A 19817-nucleotide genomic window follows, 5' to 3' on the forward strand; every position below is an offset into this window, starting at 1 on the left:
CACCACGTGGAAGCTCCGTATGCCCCGGGAAGTCTCATTGTCCTGGTCGGCCCGCCTGGAGCGGGCAAGTCCACCTACGCCCGCCGTCACTTCCCCACCGGCCGTCTGTGCCTGGACGACTTCCGCCAGATGGCGACCGACGACGCTGCCGACCAGTCGGCCACACCCACGGCAGCCCAGATCCAGAACCTCCTGCTGGAAGCCCGGCTCGCACGCGGGCTGACCACCGTCGTGGACAGCACCAACGTGCTGCCCCACGTCCGCGCCGGGCTCCTCGCCCGCGCCCGCTACTACCAGCGCCCCGCCGTGGCCATCCTCTTCGAACTGCCGCTGGCCATCTGCCAGGCACGCAACACCGCCCGCACCCGCCAGGTCCCGCAGGACGTGGTGCACGAGCTGCACCAGATGACCCCCACAGCCGAGCAGCTGGCTACCGAAGGATTCACCAACATCCGCACCGTCAGCCTCGCACAGACCCCGGCACACCTAGGGCGGACCTCATGATCAGCCGCATCCTGGCCCGCCGACGGCTGGAGATCGTGTACCACGCGGCGTGGTTCTCCCACCCGATCGGTAAACGCCCCATCGGCCCCCGGCCCATGGTCGGCCTTCACCGGCTGCCTGATCCCGACTGCCCCACCTGTGAGGGCGACGGCAGCGTGATGATCCGCAGCGCCTGGGACCCGGAAGAGCCGGACTTCGAGGACTGCCACTGCGCGCCCTTCCTGCCGCTGGTGACGCTGTGGCTGCCGAAATGGGCCGACACCACCCGCTTCCGCCGCCGCAACCGGCCCGGCTACAGCGATGAACCGCCCTTCTAGACCGAGAGGACCGAAGCGCGTGACGGACACCGTGACCGTGAAGCTCCACGTGGAAGAGAAGCCCGACATCGTCTATCGGGACAGGGTGATCATCACGCCCGAGATCATCACCTTCATCTACAAACTCGACTCAACCGAACCCGTCAACGGGATCTGGCCCATCCGTGCCGAGGTCTACGGGCGCCGTCGCATGGTCCGCCCGGGCAGGTGGAGCTTCAACAGCCCGGCTCGGAAAACCGAGTGGTTCTACCAGGGGTGGCCGGAGCACTGGCCCGCCTGGCTCATTGACCTCGGAGCCGAACACCGCCCGCACCAGCCCTGACATCCCTGCTCAAACCCGGGGAGGCGGCCTCCGCCCAAGGACAGCCCGCCGCCCCGGCTTCCCCTGCTCATCCTGCGCGCCGGGCTCCCCGCACCACCCCGCCTCCTGCGCCCCCCTGCTCGTCCTGACGAACCTCGAAGTCAATCGCTGACGCTTTGGAAAGGGACCCCTCATGCCCATCATCGGCCCCGGCCCCGACGACCCCGAGTACGACAACTGGGACCCCTCCTGGCGGCATCAGGACACCCCGTTCCGCCGCTGGCTATTGGAAAAACTCACGGAGGCGGGCTGGAGCTTCGCGGCCGAAACCGCCACCAGCTCCGCTCCCGCCAACCGCTACCACGGGCTCACGGACATCGACGCGGGAAACCTCGCCAGCCTCATTGGCTGTAGTCCCGACGAGGTACGCGCCGCACACAAGGCAGACCTCGCCGACTGGCGACAGGAGCAGCAGCTCCGCGATCACCCCGACCTTGCAGTCCTCGACGTGGACCTGGACCGCCTCTGGCGCCGCTCCTGACCTGAAACCCCTGAGACACCACACCTAGATACGCCCGGGGCGGCGGCCTCCGACCAAGGACAGCCCGCCGCCCCGGCTTCCCCTGCCCATCCACAACGGAACAGGAGAACCCCAAGCATGGCCCAACCCACCCCCATCCGGCGAGACGACCCCGCCCACAACCTCCTGCGGACCGGGCTCGAACTGGCCAAGACCGGGGTGCCGGTGCTGCCGCTCCGCCAGGGCAAGGTGCCGTTCGGGAACTGCCGCACTTGCACAGGCCGCCCACCCGCCTGCGGTGGACGGCCCAACATGAAGGCACCCGGCACCTGCCAGTGCCCCGCCGTCTGCCACGCCTGGGCAGCCGCGACCACCGACCCCATCGTGATCACCTCCCCCGCATGGGCCCCGGCCTGGCGCCAGGCCGTCGCCGTCGCCTACCACCCGGGAGGCGCCGGGCTGACCGTGGTGGACCTGGACAACGCCGCTGCCGTCGCATGGGCCCGGCAAACCCTCCCGGTCACCCGGACCGTGCCGACCACACGCGGCGAGCACTGGATCTACCGAGGAACGATGCCCTCGGCCAACCAGGTCCGGCCCGGCGTGGACATCAAGTCGCGCATGGCCTACGCCCGCTGGCTCGGCCCCGGCAACGGCACCATGACCAACCTGCCGTCCACCGTCCGTGCCCTGCTGGGCAAGGAAGAGACCACCCCCGCCCGCGGCGCCGTGGTCTCTTCGTCTCCGGCCCGCGCCGAGTGGGACCGGACCGTGGCCACCGGGTGCCGGCACACCGAGCGGTACATCCGCACCGGGCTGCAACGCGGCCTCGACATGGTGCGCTCCCACACCGAATCAGGCGCCGGATCGCAGGCATTCGGCGTGGCCCGGTTCCTGACAGCCCAGCACACCGAGTGCCCCGGACCGTGCGGACTGGACGTCATCGCGGGCCAGATCATCGCCGCCGCCGTCTCGGTCGGCGTACCCGAGGCATACGCGGAACGAGCCGTCACCAATGGCCTCAACGGCTTGGGAGCGGCCACATGACGACTCGCACGGGAAACCCGCCTCAGGACGCCGTACAGGCCCCGTCCGAGACGGCCATAGGCGCGCCGGAAGACGCCGCCCGTCAGGGCGTCCCTTGTGCCTGTGGCTCTGACGCGCAGCGGGGCGACGGCCGGTACCCGGTTGCCTGGCTCCACATCACCGCACCGCCGGACTGGCAGGCCATGCCCACCGCCACCTCGAAATGCTTCTGCGGAAGCACCCGCACCCACCAGACGACCGTCAGCACGAAGGAAGAGAAGAACGCCGCATGACGACACCCGACACCGATCTGTGGGCGGGCTTCGACGAACAGGCGGCTGAAGCCGTCACTGGGCCCGTGTGGGACGAACCGGTTCCCCTGGCCCCGCAGCGGGCGCTTCCGGCGTTCCCCGTGGACGCCCTGCCCGACTGGCTGGCCGACATGGTCACCGCCGTCGCCGAGGAGACCCAGACCCCGGCAGACCTGGCCGGATGCCTGGCCCTGTCCGTCATCGCCACGGCGGCCGGCGGCCGGGCCACGGTCTGCGTGCGGGGACGCTGGCGCGAGCCGGTCAACCTCTACACCGCCGTCGCCCTCGACCCCGGCAACCGCAAGTCCGCCGTCTTCGCCCTGATGACCGAACCGCTGATGGCGGCGGAGAAGACGCTCGTGGAGCTCTCCGGCCCGGCCCGCGCCGAGGCCGAGACCACCGCGCGCCTGGCCAAGGCCGCCGCCGACAAGGCCGCCGCCAAAGCCGCGAACGCCGAGCCGGGCCTGCGGGACCAGCTCACCGCCGAGGCCGTCGAACTCGCCCAGGCCGCCGAGGACATCAAAGTCCCCTGCAAGCCCCAGCTCGTCGCCGACGACGTGACCCCGGAGAACCTGGCCACCCTCCTGGCCGAGCAGGAGGGCCGCATCTCGGTCCTCTCTCCGGAGGGCGGCATCTTCGACATCATCGCCGGACGCTACAGCGGCACCCCCAACATGGAGGTCTTCCTCAAGGGACATGCCGGGGACATGGTGCGGGTCAACCGGCAGGGCCGCGACGCCCAGCACATCGAGCACCCCGCCGTCACCATGGGCCTGGCAGTCCAGCCCGAAGTGCTGGAGTCCATCGGTCAGATCAAGGGCGCGGACGGCCGCGGGCTGCTCGCCCGCTTCCTGTACGCCCAGCCCGAATCCCTCGTCGGCCGCCGCAACCTTGAGCCCGACCTCATCCCCGACCACGTCGCCGACACCTACACCCAGCGGCTCAGCGGCCTCGCGTTGGCCATGGCCGGATGGACCGACCCCGCCGTCCTCACCCTCACCCCCGAGGCGGACCAGGTGATGCTCGCCTACCAGAAGGTCACCGAGTCCAGGATCGGCAAGGGCGGCTCCCTGGCCGGGATCGTGAAGTGGGCCAGCAAGCGGGATGGAGCCGTGGCCCGCATCGCCGGGCTGCTCCACCTGGCCACCCACCCCGACCACGGCTGGGCCCGGCCCATCGAGGCCGCGACGCTGGCCGCCGCCACCCGCCTCGGGGACTACTTCACCGTCCACGCTCAGCACGTCTTCGACTCCATGGGCGCCGACCCCGCCCAGGAAGCAGCCCACCAGGTCCTCACCCACCTCACCGACGCCCGCCTCACCGGCTTCACAAAACGCGACCTCTTCCGGGGTCTGCCCCGTGGCGACTTCCCCGCCATCGCCGACCTCGACCCTGCCCTGGCGCTGTTGGAGGAACACGGCTGGATCCGCCAGCAGCCCCAGCCCCCGCGCTCCGGACGCGGCGGCCGGCCACCCTCCCCCCGCTACGACACCCACCCCCGCCTCACCCGAGGCGCCTGACACAACCCCCAACCGACCGACAGAACTGACAGAACCCCGACCAGCACCCCCTGACCTGCGGAAATAGCCGGTTCAGCGGCTGTGACAAAACCTCCGGAAACTCTGACAGAACCCAACCGACCCGGATGGGCCGTCTGTGACAGAACCCCCTGCCAGGAGGTTCTGTCAGAGTTTTCGCGAGTTCTGTCACAGCCGTCTGTGAGCCCAAACCGGCAGGTCAGAGCGCTATCACCAGGGTTCTGTCAGTTCTGTCACCGAATCCCAGGGCAGCGGCCCCCGACCAAGGACAGCCCGCCGCCCTGTTCGCCCATCCCCACCTGGTTCAACAGGAGTGCCCCTTGGACGAATACGGGACCCTTACGCCCTCCGCCACCGACGATCCGACCCTGGTTCTCCTCACGGTCGAGGAGGCTGCCCGCCGACTTCGCATCGGCCGGACCACATGCTTCGCGCTCATCCGCGCCGGAGAGCTGGAGTCCATCCCGGTTGGCCGTCTCCGTCGTGTCCCCGCGGACGCGCCCGCCGCATACGTCGCCCGCCGCCGCGCCCAGCAGCGCAGCGCCTGAATCGCCTCCCTCGGAGGGCTGGTCCTACCTGGGGCCAGCCCTCCGTGCTTTTCATCGCACCTCGGTAAGGAGCCCGCCTGTGGCAGAGGAAAAGAAGAAGGGCACCCGCCGCGCCAACGGCGAGTCCGCGATCTACTTCGGGAAAGACGGCCGTTGGCACGCCCGTGTGCCGATGGGCTACAAGGACAACGGGGAGCCGTACCGCCGACACGTGACGCGCCCGACGCGCGACGAACTGGTTGACGAAGTCCGGCGGCTGGAGAAGGAGCGCGACGCGGGTTCGGCGCGTCAGCCCGGCAAGCCGTGGACGGTCGAGAAGTGGCTTTGGCACTGGGTTGAGAACATCGCCAAGCCGACCGTCAGCGAGAACACGTACGACGGCTACGAGGTCGCCGTTCGCGTTCACCTGGTGCCCGGTGTCGGCAAGCACCGCCTTGACCGCTTGCAGCCCGAGCACCTGGAGAGTCTGTATCGCCGCATGCAGGCCAAGGGGGCGCGCAAGGCTGGTACGGCTCACCAGGCTCACCGCACCGCCCGAACCGCTCTGGGGGAGGCGGTACGGCGCGGCTACGCGGCAAAGAACGCCGCCTCGTTGGCGAAGCCGCCACGGATGGAGGAGGACGAAACAGAGGTAGAGCCCTACTCCGTGGAAGAGGTTCAAGCCCTGCTGCTCGAAGCCAACAAGCGTCGGAACAGCGCCCGCTGGATGCTGGCGCTGGCGCTCGGACTGCGACAGGGCGAGACGCTCGGACTGCGCTGGTCTGACGTTGACCTGGGCAACGAGTATCTGAAGTTGCGGAGAAACCGTCTGCGCCCCAGGTACGAGCACGGATGCCCGGAAGCCTCACCGTGCGGCAGGAAGGCGGGCTACTGCCCCGGCAAGGTGCAGGTCCGGCGCGAGACCAAGAACACCAAGTCCCGAGCGGGCCGGCGCGCCGTGCCCCTGCCGGGCCCGCTGGTCGCCATGCTCCGCGCACACGCCGAGACGCAAGAGCGCGAGCGCAAGGCGGCCGGGAACCTGTGGGTTGAGTCGGACTATGTGTTCACCAAGCCGCTCGGTGGCCCACTGAGCCCGAACACGGACTACCACGACTGGAAGCGGCTGCTGGAAGACGCGGGGGTTCGGGACGCCCGGCTGCACGACGCCCGGCACACGGCCGCCACCGTGCTCATGCTGCTCGGTGTCCCGGACCGCGTCATTGATCAGATCATGGGGTGGGAGCCGGGCACGTCCGCAAGCATGCGGGCGCGGTACCTCCACGTGCCGGACGCCATGCTCAAGGACGTGGCCCGGAAGATCGCAGATGCCATCTGGGGGCCCTCGGAAACGCCCGCTGTGGACAAAAACCAGGACAACGAGCACTGAGGGCAACGACGAGGGGCCCCGCTGATCACCAGCGGGGCCCCTCGTTTTGCCTGTTCAGGCGAGTGCGGAGGATACGAGATTCGAACTCGTGAGGGGTTGCCCCCAACACGCTTTCCAAGCGTGCGCCCTAGGCCTCTAGGCGAATCCTCCGCCGAGAACAATACAAGACCGGATGCCGTGCTCGCGAACTCGTTCCCACGGGGTTCGATCCGCTATGGTGGGGCGCAGCCCCTCACGTGGCGCTATCTCACCGAACTCCCCCAGGGCCGGAAGGCAGCAAGGGTAAGTGGGCTCTGGTGGGTGCGTGAGGGGCGCTTTGCGTCTGCGGGGAGTGTGGGGACGCGGGCGTGGTCCGGTTGTCGGTCGTCCCCGATATCGTCGTAAGCGTGTCGTCCCTCGCGCTGTACCGCCGCTACCGCCCCGAGACCTTCGCCGAGGTCATCGGGCAGGAGCATGTCACCGGCCCGCTGCAGCAGGCGCTGCGCAACAACCGGGTCAACCACGCGTATCTCTTCAGCGGTCCCCGCGGGTGTGGCAAGACGACCAGTGCGCGCATCCTGGCCCGCTGTCTGAACTGTGAGAAGGGTCCCACTCCGGCGCCCTGCGGCGAGTGCCAGTCGTGCCAGGACCTCGCGCGGAACGGACCGGGGTCGATCGACGTGATCGAGATCGACGCCGCGTCCCACGGTGGTGTGGACGACGCCCGTGAGCTGAGGGAGAAGGCGTTCTTCGGCCCCGCGTCGAGCCGGTACAAGATCTACATCATCGACGAGGCCCATATGGTCACCTCGGCGGGGTTCAACGCCCTGCTGAAGGTGGTCGAGGAGCCCCCGGAGCACCTCAAGTTCATCTTCGCGACCACCGAGCCGGAGAAGGTCATCGGCACGATCAGGTCGCGTACGCACCACTATCCGTTCCGGCTCGTGCCGCCGGGGACGCTCCGCGAGTATCTGGGAGAGGTCTGCGGGCGGGAGGCGATCCCGGTCGAGGACGGGGTGCTGCCGCTGGTGGTGCGGGCCGGGGCCGGGTCGGTGCGGGATTCGATGTCGGTGATGGACCAGCTGCTCGCGGGCGCGGCCGACGACGGTGTGACGTACGCCATGGCCACCGCGCTGCTCGGTTATACGGACGGCTCGCTGCTCGACTCGATCGTGGACGCCTTCGCGGCGACCGACGGGGCGGCGGCGTTCGAGGTCGTCAACCGCGTGATCGAGGGGGGCAACGACCCCCGGCGGTTCGTCGCCGACCTGCTGGAGCGGCTGCGCGACCTGGTGATCCTCGCCGCCGTGCCGGACGCCGCGGAGAAGGGGCTCATCGACGCCCCGGCCGATGTGGTGGAGCGGATGCAGGCGCAGGCGTCGGTCTTCGGCGGCGCCGAGCTGAGCCGCGCGGCCGATCTGGTCAATGAGGGCCTTACGGAGATGCGCGGCGCCACCTCGCCGCGGCTGCAGCTTGAACTGATCTGCGCCCGGGTGCTGCTGCCCGCCGCCTTCGACGACGAGCGATCGGTGCAGTCGCGGCTGGAGCGGCTGGAGCGCGGGGCCCTCGCGGGCGGCCTGGGCGGTGGAGCCGGTGCTGGAGCCGGTGGCGGTGGCGTCGCCGGGGCGGCGGGGCCCGGGCCCGCCATGGGGTACGTACCGGGGCCCGACGCTCATGCTCCGGCAGCGCCCCCCGCCGCCGGGCCGTCCGGCCCGGCCGCCGCGCGTGCGGCGATGGCCGGGGGAGGGGCCGGCCAGGGGCAGGCCCCAGGGGGGCCGGGCGATGCCGAGGCATCCGGCGGGTGGCCCGCGGGTGCGCGGCCGGCCGCGGACAGCGGTTCGGGCGGCGCCGCAGAGGGAGGACAGCAGGCCGGTGCCCCGGCCGCGCCCGTGGAGAGCGGCGGTGGGCAGCGGCCCGGAGCATGGCCGTCGGGCGCCCAGCCCGCGGCGGTGGAGGGCGGGGGATCGCGACCCGGAGCTTGGCCTACCGCCTCGGCGCCTGGTTCCGGTGCGTCTGGTGGTCCCGGTGCAGGTGGTGCGGGCGGTGCGTCCGGGCCGTCTGGTGGTTCCGATGTCGGCGCTGGGTCCGGTGGTGGGGGTGCCTCCGGTGGTGGGGCGCCAGCTCGGCAGCCCGGTGGCTGGCCCACGGCCACCGCGCCGGGGCAGGGCGGCGGCCCACCTGCGCAGACGCCCGCGGCACCCTCCACACCTTCCACACCCTCGCCTGCCGCGTCCGCCGGCCCCTCCGCACCCGCGCAGGGTGCGCCGAGCATGGCGCAGGGCGCCGTGCAGGTGCGGCAGATGTGGCCGGACATCCTGGAGGCGGTCAAGAACCGCCGCCGCTTCACCTGGATCCTGCTGAGCCAGAACGCGACGGTGGCCGGTTTCGACGGCACCACCCTCCAGCTCGGCTTCTCCAACGCGGGCGCGCGCGACAGCTTCGTGGGCGGCGGCAGCGAGGACGTCCTGCGGCAGGCGCTCCAGGACGCCATCGGCGTGCAGTGGCGGATCGAGGCGATCGTCGACCCCTCGGGCGGCGCCGGACAGCAGGGCGGCGGCCCGGGCGGTCCGGCCGGCCCCGGTGGTGCGGGCGGTTCCGGTGGTTTCGGCGGAGGCGGCGGCGGTGGCGCCGCCGGCGGTGGCTTCGGCGGTGGCGGTGGCTTCGGTGGCGGGAGTGGCCCCGGTGGCGGCGGCCCCGGCGGCGGTGGCCAGTCCGCCGCGCCACGGCAGTCCGCGCCCCGGCCCGCTCCCGCCTCCCCGCCCCCGGCCGCCCCCGCCGCGCCGTCCGGGGCCGCGGACGCGGGCCCGCCCCCCGAGGCGGTGGCGTACCGGGAGCCCGCGCCTCCGCGGATCGCGCTGGAGGACGACATGCCGGCCGAGGACGATCCGGACCTGGACGACACCGCGCTGAGCGGGCATGACCTGATCGTTCGCGAGCTCGGTGCCACGGTGATCGAAGAGATCGTCAACGAGTAGGAGGCGTGGGCCCCGCGCCCATGCCCGATGTAGCCGTGTCTCCTCCGTACGGCGTAGAGCAGGGCGCTCGGGGAGCACGTAGGCTCGGGCTATCGAAGAGAACGACTGTCGAGCGCCAGGAGCGAAGCCGTGATCCCCGGTGGTGGCCAGCCGAATATGCAGCAGTTGCTGCAGCAGGCTCAGAAGATGCAGCAGGACCTCGCCGCGGCCCAGGAGGAGCTGGCCCGGACTCATGTCGAGGGTTCCGCGGGCGGTGGCCTGGTGAAGGCGACCGTGACCGGTTCCGGTGAGTTGCAGGGCCTGGTCATCGACCCCAAGGCCGTGGATCCTGAGGACACGGAGACCCTCGCGGATCTGGTCGTCGCGGCCGTCCGTGACGCCAACAACGCCGCGCAGGAGCTCCAGCAGCAGAAGCTCGGCCCGCTTGCCCAGGGGCTGGGCGGTATGCCCGGGCTCCCGTTCTGAACCTCGGGTCCGCCGGGTCCCTCGGGTCCCTCGGGTCCGCCGGGTTCCTCGGGTCCCTTGGATGTCTTGGGTCCCCCGGGCCCGGTCCTCGGGATTCCGGATCGAGTTCTCGGATCCTCGGGTTCTCGGTTCCTCGGGTTTTCGGGTCCCCGGGCTCTCCAATCTCATAGGGTTCCGTAATCCCACCGGGTCTCCAGGGTCCTCGGGCCCACGGGAGCCCAGGGCTCCCGTGCCCACCCGGCTCCCCGGGCCCGGCCGCGGGACCACGGCGGCCCCGCAAAGAGGGTGCGGCGCAACCGAATATTCATATGCAGTACAGCCACCGCGCGGCGGCGCGAGATTGGATGAAGGCGTGTACGAGGGCGTGGTCCAGGACCTCATCGACGAGTTGGGCAGGCTGCCCGGCGTCGGTCCCAAGAGCGCGCAGCGGATCGCCTTCCACATCCTGCAGGCCGAGCCCACCGACGTCCGCCGCCTCGCGCATGCGTTGACGCAGGTCAAGGAGAAGGTGCGGTTCTGTGCGGTGTGCGGGAACGTCGCCGAGGCCGAACAGTGCCGCGTCTGCCAGGACCCCCGCCGCGACCCCGCGATCATCTGCGTGGTCGAGGAACCGAAGGACGTCGTCGCGATCGAGCGGACGCGTGAGTTCCGGGGCCGCTATCACGTGCTCGGCGGGGCGATCAGCCCCATCGAGGGCGTGGGTCCGGACGATCTGCGGATCAGGGAACTGCTGGGGCGGCTCGCGGATGGGACGGTCACAGAGCTCATCCTGGCCACCGATCCGAATCTGGAGGGCGAAGCCACCGCCACGTACCTCGCGCGCATGATCAAGCCCATGGGTTTGAAGGTCACTCGCCTGGCCAGCGGCCTCCCTGTCGGTGGAGACCTGGAGTACGCCGACGAGGTCACGCTGGGTCGTGCCTTCGAAGGGAGAAGACTTCTCGATGTCTGACGCAACGCTGCACGACGCCCACCCGGACCCGGACGACTTCGCGGTCCAGATCTCCGACCAGATCGAGAGCTTCATCGTCGCGGTCACCGAAGTCGCCAAGGGGGACGAGCCGGACAGCGCTGTGCCGTTTCTGCTCCTCGAGCTGTCCCAGCTGCTCCTCGCGGGCGGCCGGCTCGGCGCGCACGAGGACTTCGTTCCGGACGAGCGGTACGAACCGGATGTCGGCCCGGAGCCGGACGTCGACGAGCTGCGTGAGCGATTCGCCGTGCTGCTGGAGCCGGTGGACATCTACTCGGAGGTCTTCGACCCGTACGTGCCGCGCAGCCAGCCCGTGGCCTGCCGGATCTCCGACGATCTCGCCGGGATCATCACCGATCTGCGGCACGGGATGGCGCACTACCGCGAGGGCCGGATCAGCGAGGCGCTGTGGTGGTGGCAGTTCTCGTACCTCTCCAACTGGGGGACGACCGCCTCGGCGGCCCTGCGCGCCCTGCAGTCGCTGGTCGCGCACGTACGGCTGGACAGCCCGCTGGACGAGCTGGACGGCCTGGACACGGACAGCAACGCGGGCGGTGACGAGCAGCTCGCGGAGGAGGCCGGCCGGGTCATGGCGGCGGAGATCGCGGGACCGCTCGGTCTGCGCTCGGGGCCGCGCTGAGGCCTGCCCGGCGGCGGCCGGCTGCTCGGGGCCGCGCTGACGGGTGCCCGGAATGGGGCTGCCCGGGACGACTGCTCGGGGCCACGCTGACGGGTGCCCGGAATGGCTGCCCGGGGCCGCGCCTAGGCGTCCCCGGGGCGGCCGACGGCAAGATCCGCAACGGCCCGCGGGGGCGACCCGCGACCCGTCCGAGCCTGTGAGCTGGGTTACGTTCCCGTGTGCTTCGGCGGCGAGAGGGAAGGGTTCGTCGCTGAGCGGGTGGGAGGGATGCGGGGAATCTCGCGGACGCATGGACGTATGCGTCGCGTGATGCCCTCTGTCCCCTTGCCCTTCTTGATCACTTTGTGAGGCATTCGTCTCGCTATGTGATATTGGGAGGGCAAATTCCGGCCGCTCGCTAAACTGAGCCGACCGCATTATTGAGAGCTGCGAGGAGCGCACGTGGGCCTTGTCGTGCAGAAGTACGGAGGCTCCTCCGTTGCCGATGCCGAAGGCATCAAGCGGGTCGCCAAGCGAATCGTGGAAGCCAAGAAGAACGGCCACCAGGTGGTCGTCGTGGTCTCCGCGATGGGCGACACGACGGACGAGCTGATCGATCTCGCCGAGCAGGTATCCCCGATTCCTACTGGGCGCGAGTTCGACATGCTGCTGACCGCGGGAGAGCGGATCTCCATGGCCTTGCTGGCCATGGCGATCAAAAACCTCGGTCACGAGGCGCTGTCGTTCACCGGCAGCCAGGCGGGAGTCATCACCGACGCGGTTCACAACAAAGCACGGATCATCGACGTCACGCCGGGTCGCATCCGTGACGCGCTCGAGCTGGGCGCGGTCGCGATCGTCGCGGGCTTCCAGGGCGTGTCCCAGAAGAGCAAGGACATCACCACCCTCGGCCGGGGCGGTTCGGACACCACGGCGGTCGCGCTGGCCGCGGCCCTGGATGCCGAGGTGTGCGAGATCTACACCGATGTGGACGGCGTGTTCACCGCCGATCCGCGCGTGGTGAAGAAGGCTCGCAAGATCAACGAGATTCCGTACGAGGACATGCTGGAGCTCGCCGCGAGCGGTTCCAAGGTGCTGCACCTGCGCTGCGTGGAGTACGCGCGCCGGTACAACATCCCCATCCACGTACGGTCGTCTTTCTCCGGCCACCAGGGCACCTGGGTGCGCAACCGGCCGGAAGCGGGAGAAGGAGAAGAAGGCATGGAGCAGGCGATCATCTCCGGGGTCGCGCACGACACGTCCGAGGCCAAGGTCACGGTCGTCGGGGTGCCGGACAAGCCGGGTGAGGCCGCGGCCATCTTCCGCACCATCTCCGACGCCGAGATCAACATCGACATGGTGGTGCAGAACGTCTCCGCCGCGTCGACCGGGCTGACCGACATCTCCTTCACCCTGCCGAAGACGGACGGCCACCGGGCGATGGAGGCGCTGACCAAGGCGAAGTCGCTGATCGGCTTCGACTCGCTGCGCTACGACGACCAGATCGCCAAGATCTCCCTGATCGGTGCCGGAATGCGCACCAACCCGGGGGTCACCGCGACCTTCTTCGAGGCGCTGTCGAACGCCGGGGTCAACATCGAGCTGATCTCGACCTCCGAGATCCGCATCTCGGTCGTCACCCGCGCCGACGATGTGAAGGACGCGGTGGTCGCCGTGCACAGCGCCTTCGGCCTGGACAGCGACAGCGACGAAGCGGTGGTTTACGGAGGGACTGGCCGATGATCGGTCATGGCGGTGCCGCCGGGGGCGACAAGCCCACCCTCGCGGTCGTCGGTGCCACCGGCGCCGTCGGCACCGTCATGCTCTCGATCCTCTCGGAGCGTGCCGACATCTGGGGCGAGATCCGGCTGATCGCCTCGCCCCGCTCGGCCGGCCGGAAGCTGACCGTCCGGGGTGAGCAGGTCGAGGTCATCGCGCTGAGCGAGGAGGCGTTCGAGGGCGTCGACGTCGCGATGTTCGACGTGCCGGACGAGATCTCGGCGCGGTGGGCGCCCATCGCGGCGAGCAAGGGCGCGGTGGCCGTCGACAACTCCGGCGCGTTCCGGATGGACCCCGATGTCCCCCTGGTGGTGCCGGAGGTGAACGCGCACGCGGCCCGGGTCCGCCCGCGCGGCATCATCGCCAACCCCAACTGCACCACCCTGTCGATGATCGTGGCGATGGGCGCGCTGCACGCCGAGTTCGGGCTGAGCGAGCTGATCGTCTCCTCGTACCAGGCGGTCTCCGGTGCGGGCAAGGAAGGCATCGACGCCCTGCGCGAGCAGCTCGCGCTGGTCGCCGGTACGGAGTTGGGCACTCACCCCGGGGACGTACGGCGGGCGGTGGGTGACACCGGGCCGTTCCCGGCGCCGATGGCGCTCAATGTGGTGCCGTTCGCCGGTTCGCTCAAGGAGGACGGCTGGTCCTCCGAGGAGCTCAAGGTGCGCAACGAGTCCCGCAAGATCCTGGGGCTGCCGGAGCTGAGGGTCACCGCGACCTGTGTCCGGGTGCCCGTGATCACCACGCATTCGCTGGCCGTGCACGCGCGGTTCGAGAACGAGGTGACGGTCGAGGCGGCGCACGAGATCCTGGCGGGCGCCCCCGGTGTGGTGCTGTGCGACAACCCGGCGGAGGGCGAATTCCCCACCCCCGCCGACGCCGTGGGCACCGACCCCACCTGGGTGGGCCGGGTGCGGCGGTCGCTGGACGACCCGAGGGCGCTGGAGCTGTTCGTCTGTGGCGACAACCTGCGCAAGGGCGCGGCGCTGAACACCGCGCAGATCGCGGAGGTCGTCGCGGCGGAGCTGGCCGGCGGCGCCGCCGCGAGGTGAGCGGGTCGCAGGGCCCGTCATGTCACCACTTGTGATGTGCGCGGGGCGGGAAAGCAGGACCCCATCGCCCAGTAGGGCCCATCACCGAGCAGGACCCCTCACCAAGCAGGACCCCTCACCGGGTAGGCCCCGCCACCAACTGGGCCCTGCCATCGGATGACGATCTGTGGTCAAGTGAGGGGCCCGGGCCTCCGCAAGGTGAGCGGCCGTCTTAAAGTGACGTTTCACCAGTGCGTCGACCGGCAGATGTGAATATCCTGTGTGCATGTCACTGGCCTGGACCAGCTGAGCTGGGCCGTTGATCTGATCGACGTATTCGCTCCCCGCCCGCTGCAACCGGCAGTGGGCGGGGAGCGTCTTTCCAGCCGCCCCGAAGTGGGCGCGGGGACAACTGGGGCATTGGGGAAGATTTGATGCGCATGGGGGCATTGAACGCATCGTCAAAAGCGGTGCCTCGCGCGTACAACCCTGACAGGGGGCGGCGTGTCCAACAGGCGTGGCAGAGGTATTCGGCATCGCAACGGTTCCAGGGCGCGGCGGCGCGGCGGTACGCCCCCCGCGTACGCCAGGTGGCATGCCCGTGATCGCGCCATGGCCGACGGCCCGCCCCGCGCACATCACAACAGGGCGCGAGGACACTGACGACGCGATGGCAGCGGGCACCACAGTCGATCACCTCACCGAGACCTACCGCGCCCATTACCGGTCGCTGCTCGGTCTCGCCGCGCTCCTTCTCGACGACACCGCGTCCTGCGAGGACGTCGTGCAGGAAGCGTTCATCCGTGTGCACTCGGCGCGCAAGAGAGTCCGGGATCCCGAGAAGACCCTTGCCTATCTGCGGCAGACGGTCGTCAATCTCTCCCGCTCCGCGCTGCGTCGGCGCATCCTCGGGCTGAAGCTGCTCTCCAAGCCGATGCCCGATATGGCCAGTGCCGAGGAGGGGGCGTACGAACAGCTTGAACGCGATCAACTGATCAAGGCGATGAGGGGACTTCAGCGCCGTCAGCGCGAGGTCCTCGTGCTGCGCTACTTCGCCGATATGACCGAGGCCCAGGTGGCCGAGACGCTGGGCATATCGCTCGGCTCGGTCAAGGCGTACGGCTCGCGCGGCATCGCGGCGCTTCGCGTCGCCATGGAGGCTCCGGCATGAACCACATCACACAGACGCCGGACCCGGACGATCCCGGGCGGCGGACGGGCCACGAGCCCGAATCCCGAGAACCAGCGGAGTCCACGCAGCCGAGGGAACCGGTAGAGCCGACGGAGTCCGCGGAGTCCGCGGAGGCCGGTGGGTCCGGCGGGTCTGCGGGTTCCTCGGGAGCCGAGGAGTCCGGTGGGTCCGCGGAGGCCGGTGGGTCCGGCGGGTCTGCGGGGTCTACGGAGGCCGGTGGGTCCGGCGGGTCCTCGGGGTCTGTGGAGGCCGGTGAGACCGCCAGCTCTACGGAGCCTGCGGGGACCCGTGAGTCCGGCGTGTCCACTGGGGTTGCCGGGTCCACTGGGGCTGCCGGGTCCACGGGGGCCGAGGCGTCCACCAGGTCCGCAGCGGCCAGGGAGTCCGCTGCGTCCGGGCAGGGGCGGGTGACGCCCCTCCGGATTCAGCTCGACGACGACGGGCCCGGCGGTGAGGACGAGGAGGCGCTGCGGCGGCTGCTGCACCGCGCCGTCGACGATCTCGAACCGTCCTCCGACTCCCTCGACCATCTGCGGCGCGCCGTGCCCGCCCGCCGTGCGCGGCGGCGCCAGGCCCTGGTCGGGGCCGCGGCCGCGCTGGTGCTCGGCTGCGCGGCCGTACCGGCGCTGGTGCACGTCGCGACCACCAGCAACGGCGCGGACGACCGCCCGGCCAATGCCGCCAGCAGCCACCGCACCCCTGAGACCAGCGGTGGTCGGCACGGCGAGGGCAGTGGCGGCAAGGGCTCCGACGGGCCCGCCGACACGGTCGAGCAGGACAAGGGCGACAAGGACAAGGACAAGGGGAAGGACAAGCCGCCGAAGGGCGAGGAGGAGGGCGGCTCCGGCGGTATGGCCCCCGACCCCTCCAACACGCTGAACGCCACCTCCCCCACCTGCAGCCGCGCCCAGCTCACCAGCGGTGGCGCCGGATCGGTCGGTGCGGCCGACGCCGAGGGGCGGGTCTACGGCTCGTTCCGCGTCGCGAACATCTCGGACAGCGCCTGCACCGTCGAGGGCAGTGGCTCGGTGGGCGCGAGCGCCCAGGGCGGTGCGGACGCCGCGCGGATCCTCGTCGTCGACCATACGGCGGGGGACGCGGCGGCAGGGCTGCCCGACCCGTCCCTCCAGCCGGGCACGCTCATCCTCAAGCCCGGCCAGGCGTACGAGGTCAAGTTCGCCTGGATCCCGGCGGCGGGCGGCGGCACCAGCGGCTGCTCCACCACCGGCACACCGACTCCCGATCCGTCCACGGACCCGGCCCAGGAAGGGCCGCAGGACAACCCCAGCACGGGCGAGCCGGGCGGTGGCGGTGGCGGTGGCGACGGCGGTGAGCCGCCGGACGCGAGCGTCCTGGTCAGCCACACACCGGAGGCGGGCGACCCGGCCGCGGCCAGCGTGACGATCGGCGGCGCCTGCGCCGGAACGATCTACCGCACCGGTCTGCTGGCGTCCCTCTAGAGCGGCCGGCGTCCCTCTGGAGCCGTGGGGCGGCAGCCTCCGGGGGAGCCGCCCCCGGGTGGCCACTGAGGCGCTCCTGAGCCGCCGCGGCGGGGTCCCGGGGCCGACGCGCGGGGGTCTGCGGGGCGGCCCCGCCGCCGGGACCCCGACGCCAAGCCCGTACCGTGGTGGTGTGTATCGGTTTCTGCTGACACCCCGCTGGTGGGTGATCAACGTGTTCACCCTGCTGGCGATCCCGGTCTGCCTCTTCATGGGCAGCTGGCAGCTCAGCCGCTTCGAGACGCGCGTCGACACGCATAACCAGCAGCAGGACGACGCCTCCCGCGAGCGGAAGGCCGCGGCCCGGCCGCTGAGCGATCTGCTGCCGGTCACCGCGAAGACCTCCGGGGAGCGGGCGACCGCCACCGGCCGATACGACACCACACATCAACTCCTCGTGCCCGACAGGCGGCTGGACGGCCGCGACGGCTTCTATGTGCTGACTCTGCTCCGTGTGGACGGGGACGTCGGCGGAGGCGAGAGCGTGGCCGACGGCAAGGCCGGAGCCGGGGCCAAGGACGAGCCCGAGGCCAAGGCCGGAGCCGGGGCCAAGGCGCTGCCCGTCGTCCGTGGCTGGCTCCCCGGCGACGCCGACGATCCGGCGGCCGCCGCCAAGGTGCCCGCGCCCCCCTCCGGTGAGGTGACCGTCACAGGCGCCCTCCAGGCGTCCGAGCACCAGGGCGGCGACGGGGTGAGCGCGGCCGGTGGCCTCCCCCACGGTCAGCTGGGCATGATCAGCGCCGCCTCCCTGGTCAACCTGGTGCCGTACCAGGTGTACGACGCCTGGGTGACCTCCTCCCAGGCTCCCGGGGCCCTGAAGCCGGTGCCCCCCACGGCGGCGGAGGGCACCGGGCTCGACATCAAGGCGTTCCAGAACCTGGGTTACACCGGCGAGTGGTTCGTCTTCGCGGGCTTCGTGATCTTCATGTGGTTCCGGCTGTTCCGTCGCGAGGCCGAGACGGCCCGCGATCTGGCCCTCGGCATCACACCGCCCGAGCCGGCGGCTCCGACGGCGCCGGGTGCGGACCGGACCCCAGATGACGCCGAGCGAACTCGATCTCCAAGCGCAACTGCTTGATCCGCTCCTCGACGACCAGCGAGCCGTGCCCCGCGTCATAGCGGTAGACCTCATGCGGGGCGCCGCGCTGCTCGAGCCGCTCCACATAGTTGTCGATCTGCCGTATGGGGCAGCGGGGGTCGTTCAGCCCCGCGGAGATGTAGACCGGCGCCCGCACCTGATCCACATAGGTCAGCGGGGACGACGCCTCGAACCGCTCCGGCACCTCCTCCGGGGTGCCGCCCAGCAGGGTGCGGTCCATCGCCTTCAGGGCCTCCATCTCGTCGTGGTAGGCCGTCACATAGTCCGCGACCGGGACCGCCGCCAGCCCCAGCGCCCAGGAATCCGGCTGGGTCCCGATCCCCAGCAGCGTCAGATAGCCGCCCCATGAACCGCCGGACAGCACCAGCCGCTCGGGGTCGGCGAGCCCGGAGGCCACCGCCCACTCGCGCACGGCCGCGATGTCCTCCAGCTCGATCAGCCCGACCCGGTGCTTGAGCGCGTCCGTCCACGCCCGTCCGTAACCGGTCGAGCCGCGGTAGTTGACCCGCACGACGGCGAAGCCGTGGTCCACCCAGGCCGCGGGACCCGCCGCGAAGGCGTCGCTGTCATGCCAGGTCGGCCCGCCGTGGATGTCGAAGACCGTCGGGAAGGGACCCTCGCCCGCGGGCTTCTGCACCAGCGCGTGCACCCGCCCGCCGGGGCCGTCCACCCATGCGTCGGTGACCCGCACCGACTCCGGGGCCGCGAAACCCGGCGGGTCCAGCACCGTCCGCCCGCTCGTGGACCGCACCTGGGGCGGCTTCTGGGCCGACGACCACAGGAACTCCACCGTGCCGTCCGGCCGCGCCGTGGCGCCCGAGATCGTCCCCGCCGGGGTCTCCAGACGGGTCAGCTCGCCGGAGCCGAGGTCGTACCGCAGCAGCTCGCTGCGCGCCTGATGGCTGTGCTCGACCAGCAGCGCCGATCCGTCCGGGAACCAGTCCGCCCCGACGTCACCGGGCAGATCGATCGCCAGCGCGGTCTCCACACCGGTCACCGGATCCCACACCATGGGCTCCCACCGGCCGCGCCGCTGGTGCCCGACCAGCAGTCGGGTGTCCCCCTCGACGGGCGCGAAGCCCATCACGGACAGGCCCAGCTCCTCGGTGCCGCCCTTGGTGTCGTCCAGCTCCGCGACGGCCGTCCCGTCCAGCCGCAGGACGCGGATCGCCGAGTGCATCGCGTCGCCGTGCTCGGTGTGCTCGATCGCGATCAGCGTCCCGTCATGGGAGAGATCGCCCACTCCGGCGGACTCGCGATGCCGGTAGATTTCCTCGGGCTCGCCGCCCGGCCGCACCACATGGATGGTCGAGCCGTCCTCGTCGGTGGACCGCCCGATGACCGCCGTGCCGTCGCGGCCCAGTGCGAGCCCCGCGGGATAGGAGGGGTCAAGGCCGGGGGCCGCGGGCTCGTCGGCCGGGCGCTCGTCCCCCTCGCCGCCGCTGAACGGCTGGCGCAGCCACACCCCGAACTCATCACCATCGGTGTCCGAGAACCACCAGATCCACCGGCCGTCCGGCGACAACACCCCGTCGGTCGTCCCATTCGTCCGGTCCGTGACCTGCCGCTGCGCACCGGTCGCCCGATCCCATGCGTACAGCTCGTAGGTGCCCGTGGCGTTGGAGACGAACAATGAGTGGTCCGGGGCCTCTTCCGCCCAGTCGGGCAGCCCCACTCGCGGCGCCCGGAAGCGCTTTTCCCAGTCCGGCATGGATTCCGTGCTCTCAGTCATGCTCACCATTCTGCGCCGCACCCCGACATCCGCGCTGGCGTCGCCC

19 protein-coding genes, 1 tRNA gene and 1 other RNA gene are annotated in these 19817 nt (G+C 70.9%); 19 read left to right on the plus strand and 2 right to left on the minus strand.

Annotation, left to right across the window (positions count from 1 at the left end; translation table 11 throughout):
- Positions 1-6 precede the first annotated feature (6 nt).
- The 9 genes from J8403_RS22985 (at position 7) to J8403_RS23025 (ending at position 6431) form a co-directional block, all read left to right on the plus strand.
- Positions 7-504, plus strand: a complete 498-nt coding sequence (locus tag J8403_RS22985; RefSeq protein ID WP_211124808.1) for an AAA family ATPase — start codon at positions 7-9, stop codon at positions 502-504.
- Positions 501-821 (plus strand): hypothetical protein, encoded by a 321-nt coding sequence (locus tag J8403_RS22990; protein ID WP_211124809.1) that lies wholly within the window; start codon positions 501-503, stop codon positions 819-821. The genes J8403_RS22985 and J8403_RS22990 overlap by 4 nt, the downstream gene beginning before the upstream one ends.
- Before the next feature lie 19 nt (positions 822-840).
- Positions 841-1143, plus strand: coding sequence for a hypothetical protein (locus J8403_RS22995; RefSeq protein WP_211124810.1), 303 nt, complete (start codon positions 841-843; stop codon positions 1141-1143).
- 172 nt (positions 1144-1315) lie between these two features.
- Entirely contained in the window at positions 1316-1663 is a 348-nt protein-coding gene (locus J8403_RS23000) for a hypothetical protein (protein ID WP_211124811.1), read from the plus strand.
- A 117-nt stretch (positions 1664-1780) separates the two neighbouring features.
- Positions 1781-2689, plus strand: a complete 909-nt coding sequence (locus J8403_RS23005; RefSeq protein ID WP_211124812.1) for a bifunctional DNA primase/polymerase — start codon at positions 1781-1783, stop codon at positions 2687-2689.
- The gene (locus J8403_RS23010; protein WP_211124813.1) at positions 2686-2961 is read left to right on the plus strand and encodes a hypothetical protein; all 276 of its coding nucleotides are present in this window, start codon (positions 2686-2688) and stop codon (positions 2959-2961) included. Before J8403_RS23005 ends, J8403_RS23010 begins: the two co-directional genes overlap by 4 nt.
- Entirely contained in the window at positions 2958-4499 is a 1542-nt protein-coding gene (locus J8403_RS23015) for a YfjI family protein (protein ID WP_211124814.1), read from the plus strand. Before J8403_RS23010 ends, J8403_RS23015 begins: the two co-directional genes overlap by 4 nt.
- 338 nt (positions 4500-4837) lie before the next feature.
- Positions 4838-5065 (plus strand): excisionase family DNA-binding protein, encoded by a 228-nt coding sequence (locus tag J8403_RS23020; RefSeq protein WP_211124815.1) that lies wholly within the window; start codon positions 4838-4840, stop codon positions 5063-5065.
- A 79-nt stretch (positions 5066-5144) separates the two neighbouring features.
- The gene (locus tag J8403_RS23025; protein WP_211124816.1) at positions 5145-6431 is read left to right on the plus strand and encodes a tyrosine-type recombinase/integrase; all 1287 of its coding nucleotides are present in this window, start codon (positions 5145-5147) and stop codon (positions 6429-6431) included.
- Positions 6432-6496: 65 nt separating this feature from the next.
- On the opposite strand, the gene J8403_RS23030 is transcribed toward J8403_RS23025, so the two are convergent.
- Positions 6497-6581, minus strand: a tRNA-Ser gene (locus J8403_RS23030).
- A 73-nt stretch (positions 6582-6654) separates the two neighbouring features.
- Here J8403_RS23030 and ffs point away from each other — a divergent pair.
- The 10 genes from ffs (at position 6655) to J8403_RS23080 (ending at position 18018) form a co-directional block, all read left to right on the plus strand.
- An RNA gene (ffs, locus tag J8403_RS23035) (signal recognition particle sRNA small type) lies at positions 6655-6753 on the plus strand.
- Positions 6754-6817: 64 nt separating this feature from the next.
- Positions 6818-9385: a DNA polymerase III subunit gamma and tau gene (locus J8403_RS23040; RefSeq protein ID WP_211124817.1), complete on the plus strand. Its 2568-nt coding sequence runs from the start codon at positions 6818-6820 to the stop codon at positions 9383-9385.
- A 129-nt stretch (positions 9386-9514) separates the two neighbouring features.
- The gene (locus tag J8403_RS23045) at positions 9515-9850 is read left to right on the plus strand and encodes a YbaB/EbfC family nucleoid-associated protein (protein ID WP_014061795.1); all 336 of its coding nucleotides are present in this window, start codon (positions 9515-9517) and stop codon (positions 9848-9850) included.
- Positions 9851-10202: 352 nt separating this feature from the next.
- Positions 10203-10802 carry a recombination mediator RecR gene (gene recR, locus J8403_RS23050; RefSeq protein WP_211124818.1) on the plus strand — a complete coding sequence of 200 codons (600 nt, stop codon included), beginning with the start codon at positions 10203-10205 and terminating at the stop codon, positions 10800-10802.
- On the plus strand, positions 10795-11460 hold the full coding sequence (locus tag J8403_RS23055; RefSeq protein ID WP_211124819.1) for a DUF5063 domain-containing protein: 666 nt from the start codon (positions 10795-10797) through the stop codon (positions 11458-11460). Before recR ends, J8403_RS23055 begins: the two co-directional genes overlap by 8 nt.
- A gap of 441 nt (positions 11461-11901) precedes the next feature.
- Positions 11902-13182: an aspartate kinase gene (locus J8403_RS23060; RefSeq protein ID WP_211124820.1), complete on the plus strand. Its 1281-nt coding sequence runs from the start codon at positions 11902-11904 to the stop codon at positions 13180-13182.
- A complete protein-coding gene (locus J8403_RS23065) occupies positions 13179-14270 on the plus strand; it encodes an aspartate-semialdehyde dehydrogenase (protein WP_211124821.1) in 1092 nt (363 codons plus the stop codon). The genes J8403_RS23060 and J8403_RS23065 overlap by 4 nt, the downstream gene beginning before the upstream one ends.
- Before the next feature lie 574 nt (positions 14271-14844).
- A complete protein-coding gene (locus tag J8403_RS23070) occupies positions 14845-15420 on the plus strand; it encodes a SigE family RNA polymerase sigma factor (protein WP_030829843.1) in 576 nt (191 codons plus the stop codon).
- A 428-nt stretch (positions 15421-15848) separates the two neighbouring features.
- A complete protein-coding gene (locus J8403_RS23075) occupies positions 15849-16901 on the plus strand; it encodes a DUF4232 domain-containing protein (protein WP_246585945.1) in 1053 nt (350 codons plus the stop codon).
- A gap of 172 nt (positions 16902-17073) precedes the next feature.
- The gene (locus J8403_RS23080) at positions 17074-18018 is read left to right on the plus strand and encodes an SURF1 family protein (RefSeq protein ID WP_211124823.1); all 945 of its coding nucleotides are present in this window, start codon (positions 17074-17076) and stop codon (positions 18016-18018) included.
- Here J8403_RS23080 and J8403_RS23085 read toward each other — a convergent pair.
- Entirely contained in the window at positions 17924-19771 is a 1848-nt protein-coding gene (locus J8403_RS23085) for a S9 family peptidase (RefSeq protein WP_246585946.1), read from the minus strand. The two genes, J8403_RS23080 and J8403_RS23085, sit on opposite strands and share 95 nt — an antisense overlap.
- Positions 19772-19817: the final 46 nt, after the last annotated feature.

This window comes from Streptomyces yatensis (genome assembly GCF_018069625.1).
In the GTDB taxonomy this organism is placed as follows: Bacteria; Actinomycetota; Actinomycetes; order Streptomycetales; family Streptomycetaceae; genus Streptomyces; species Streptomyces yatensis.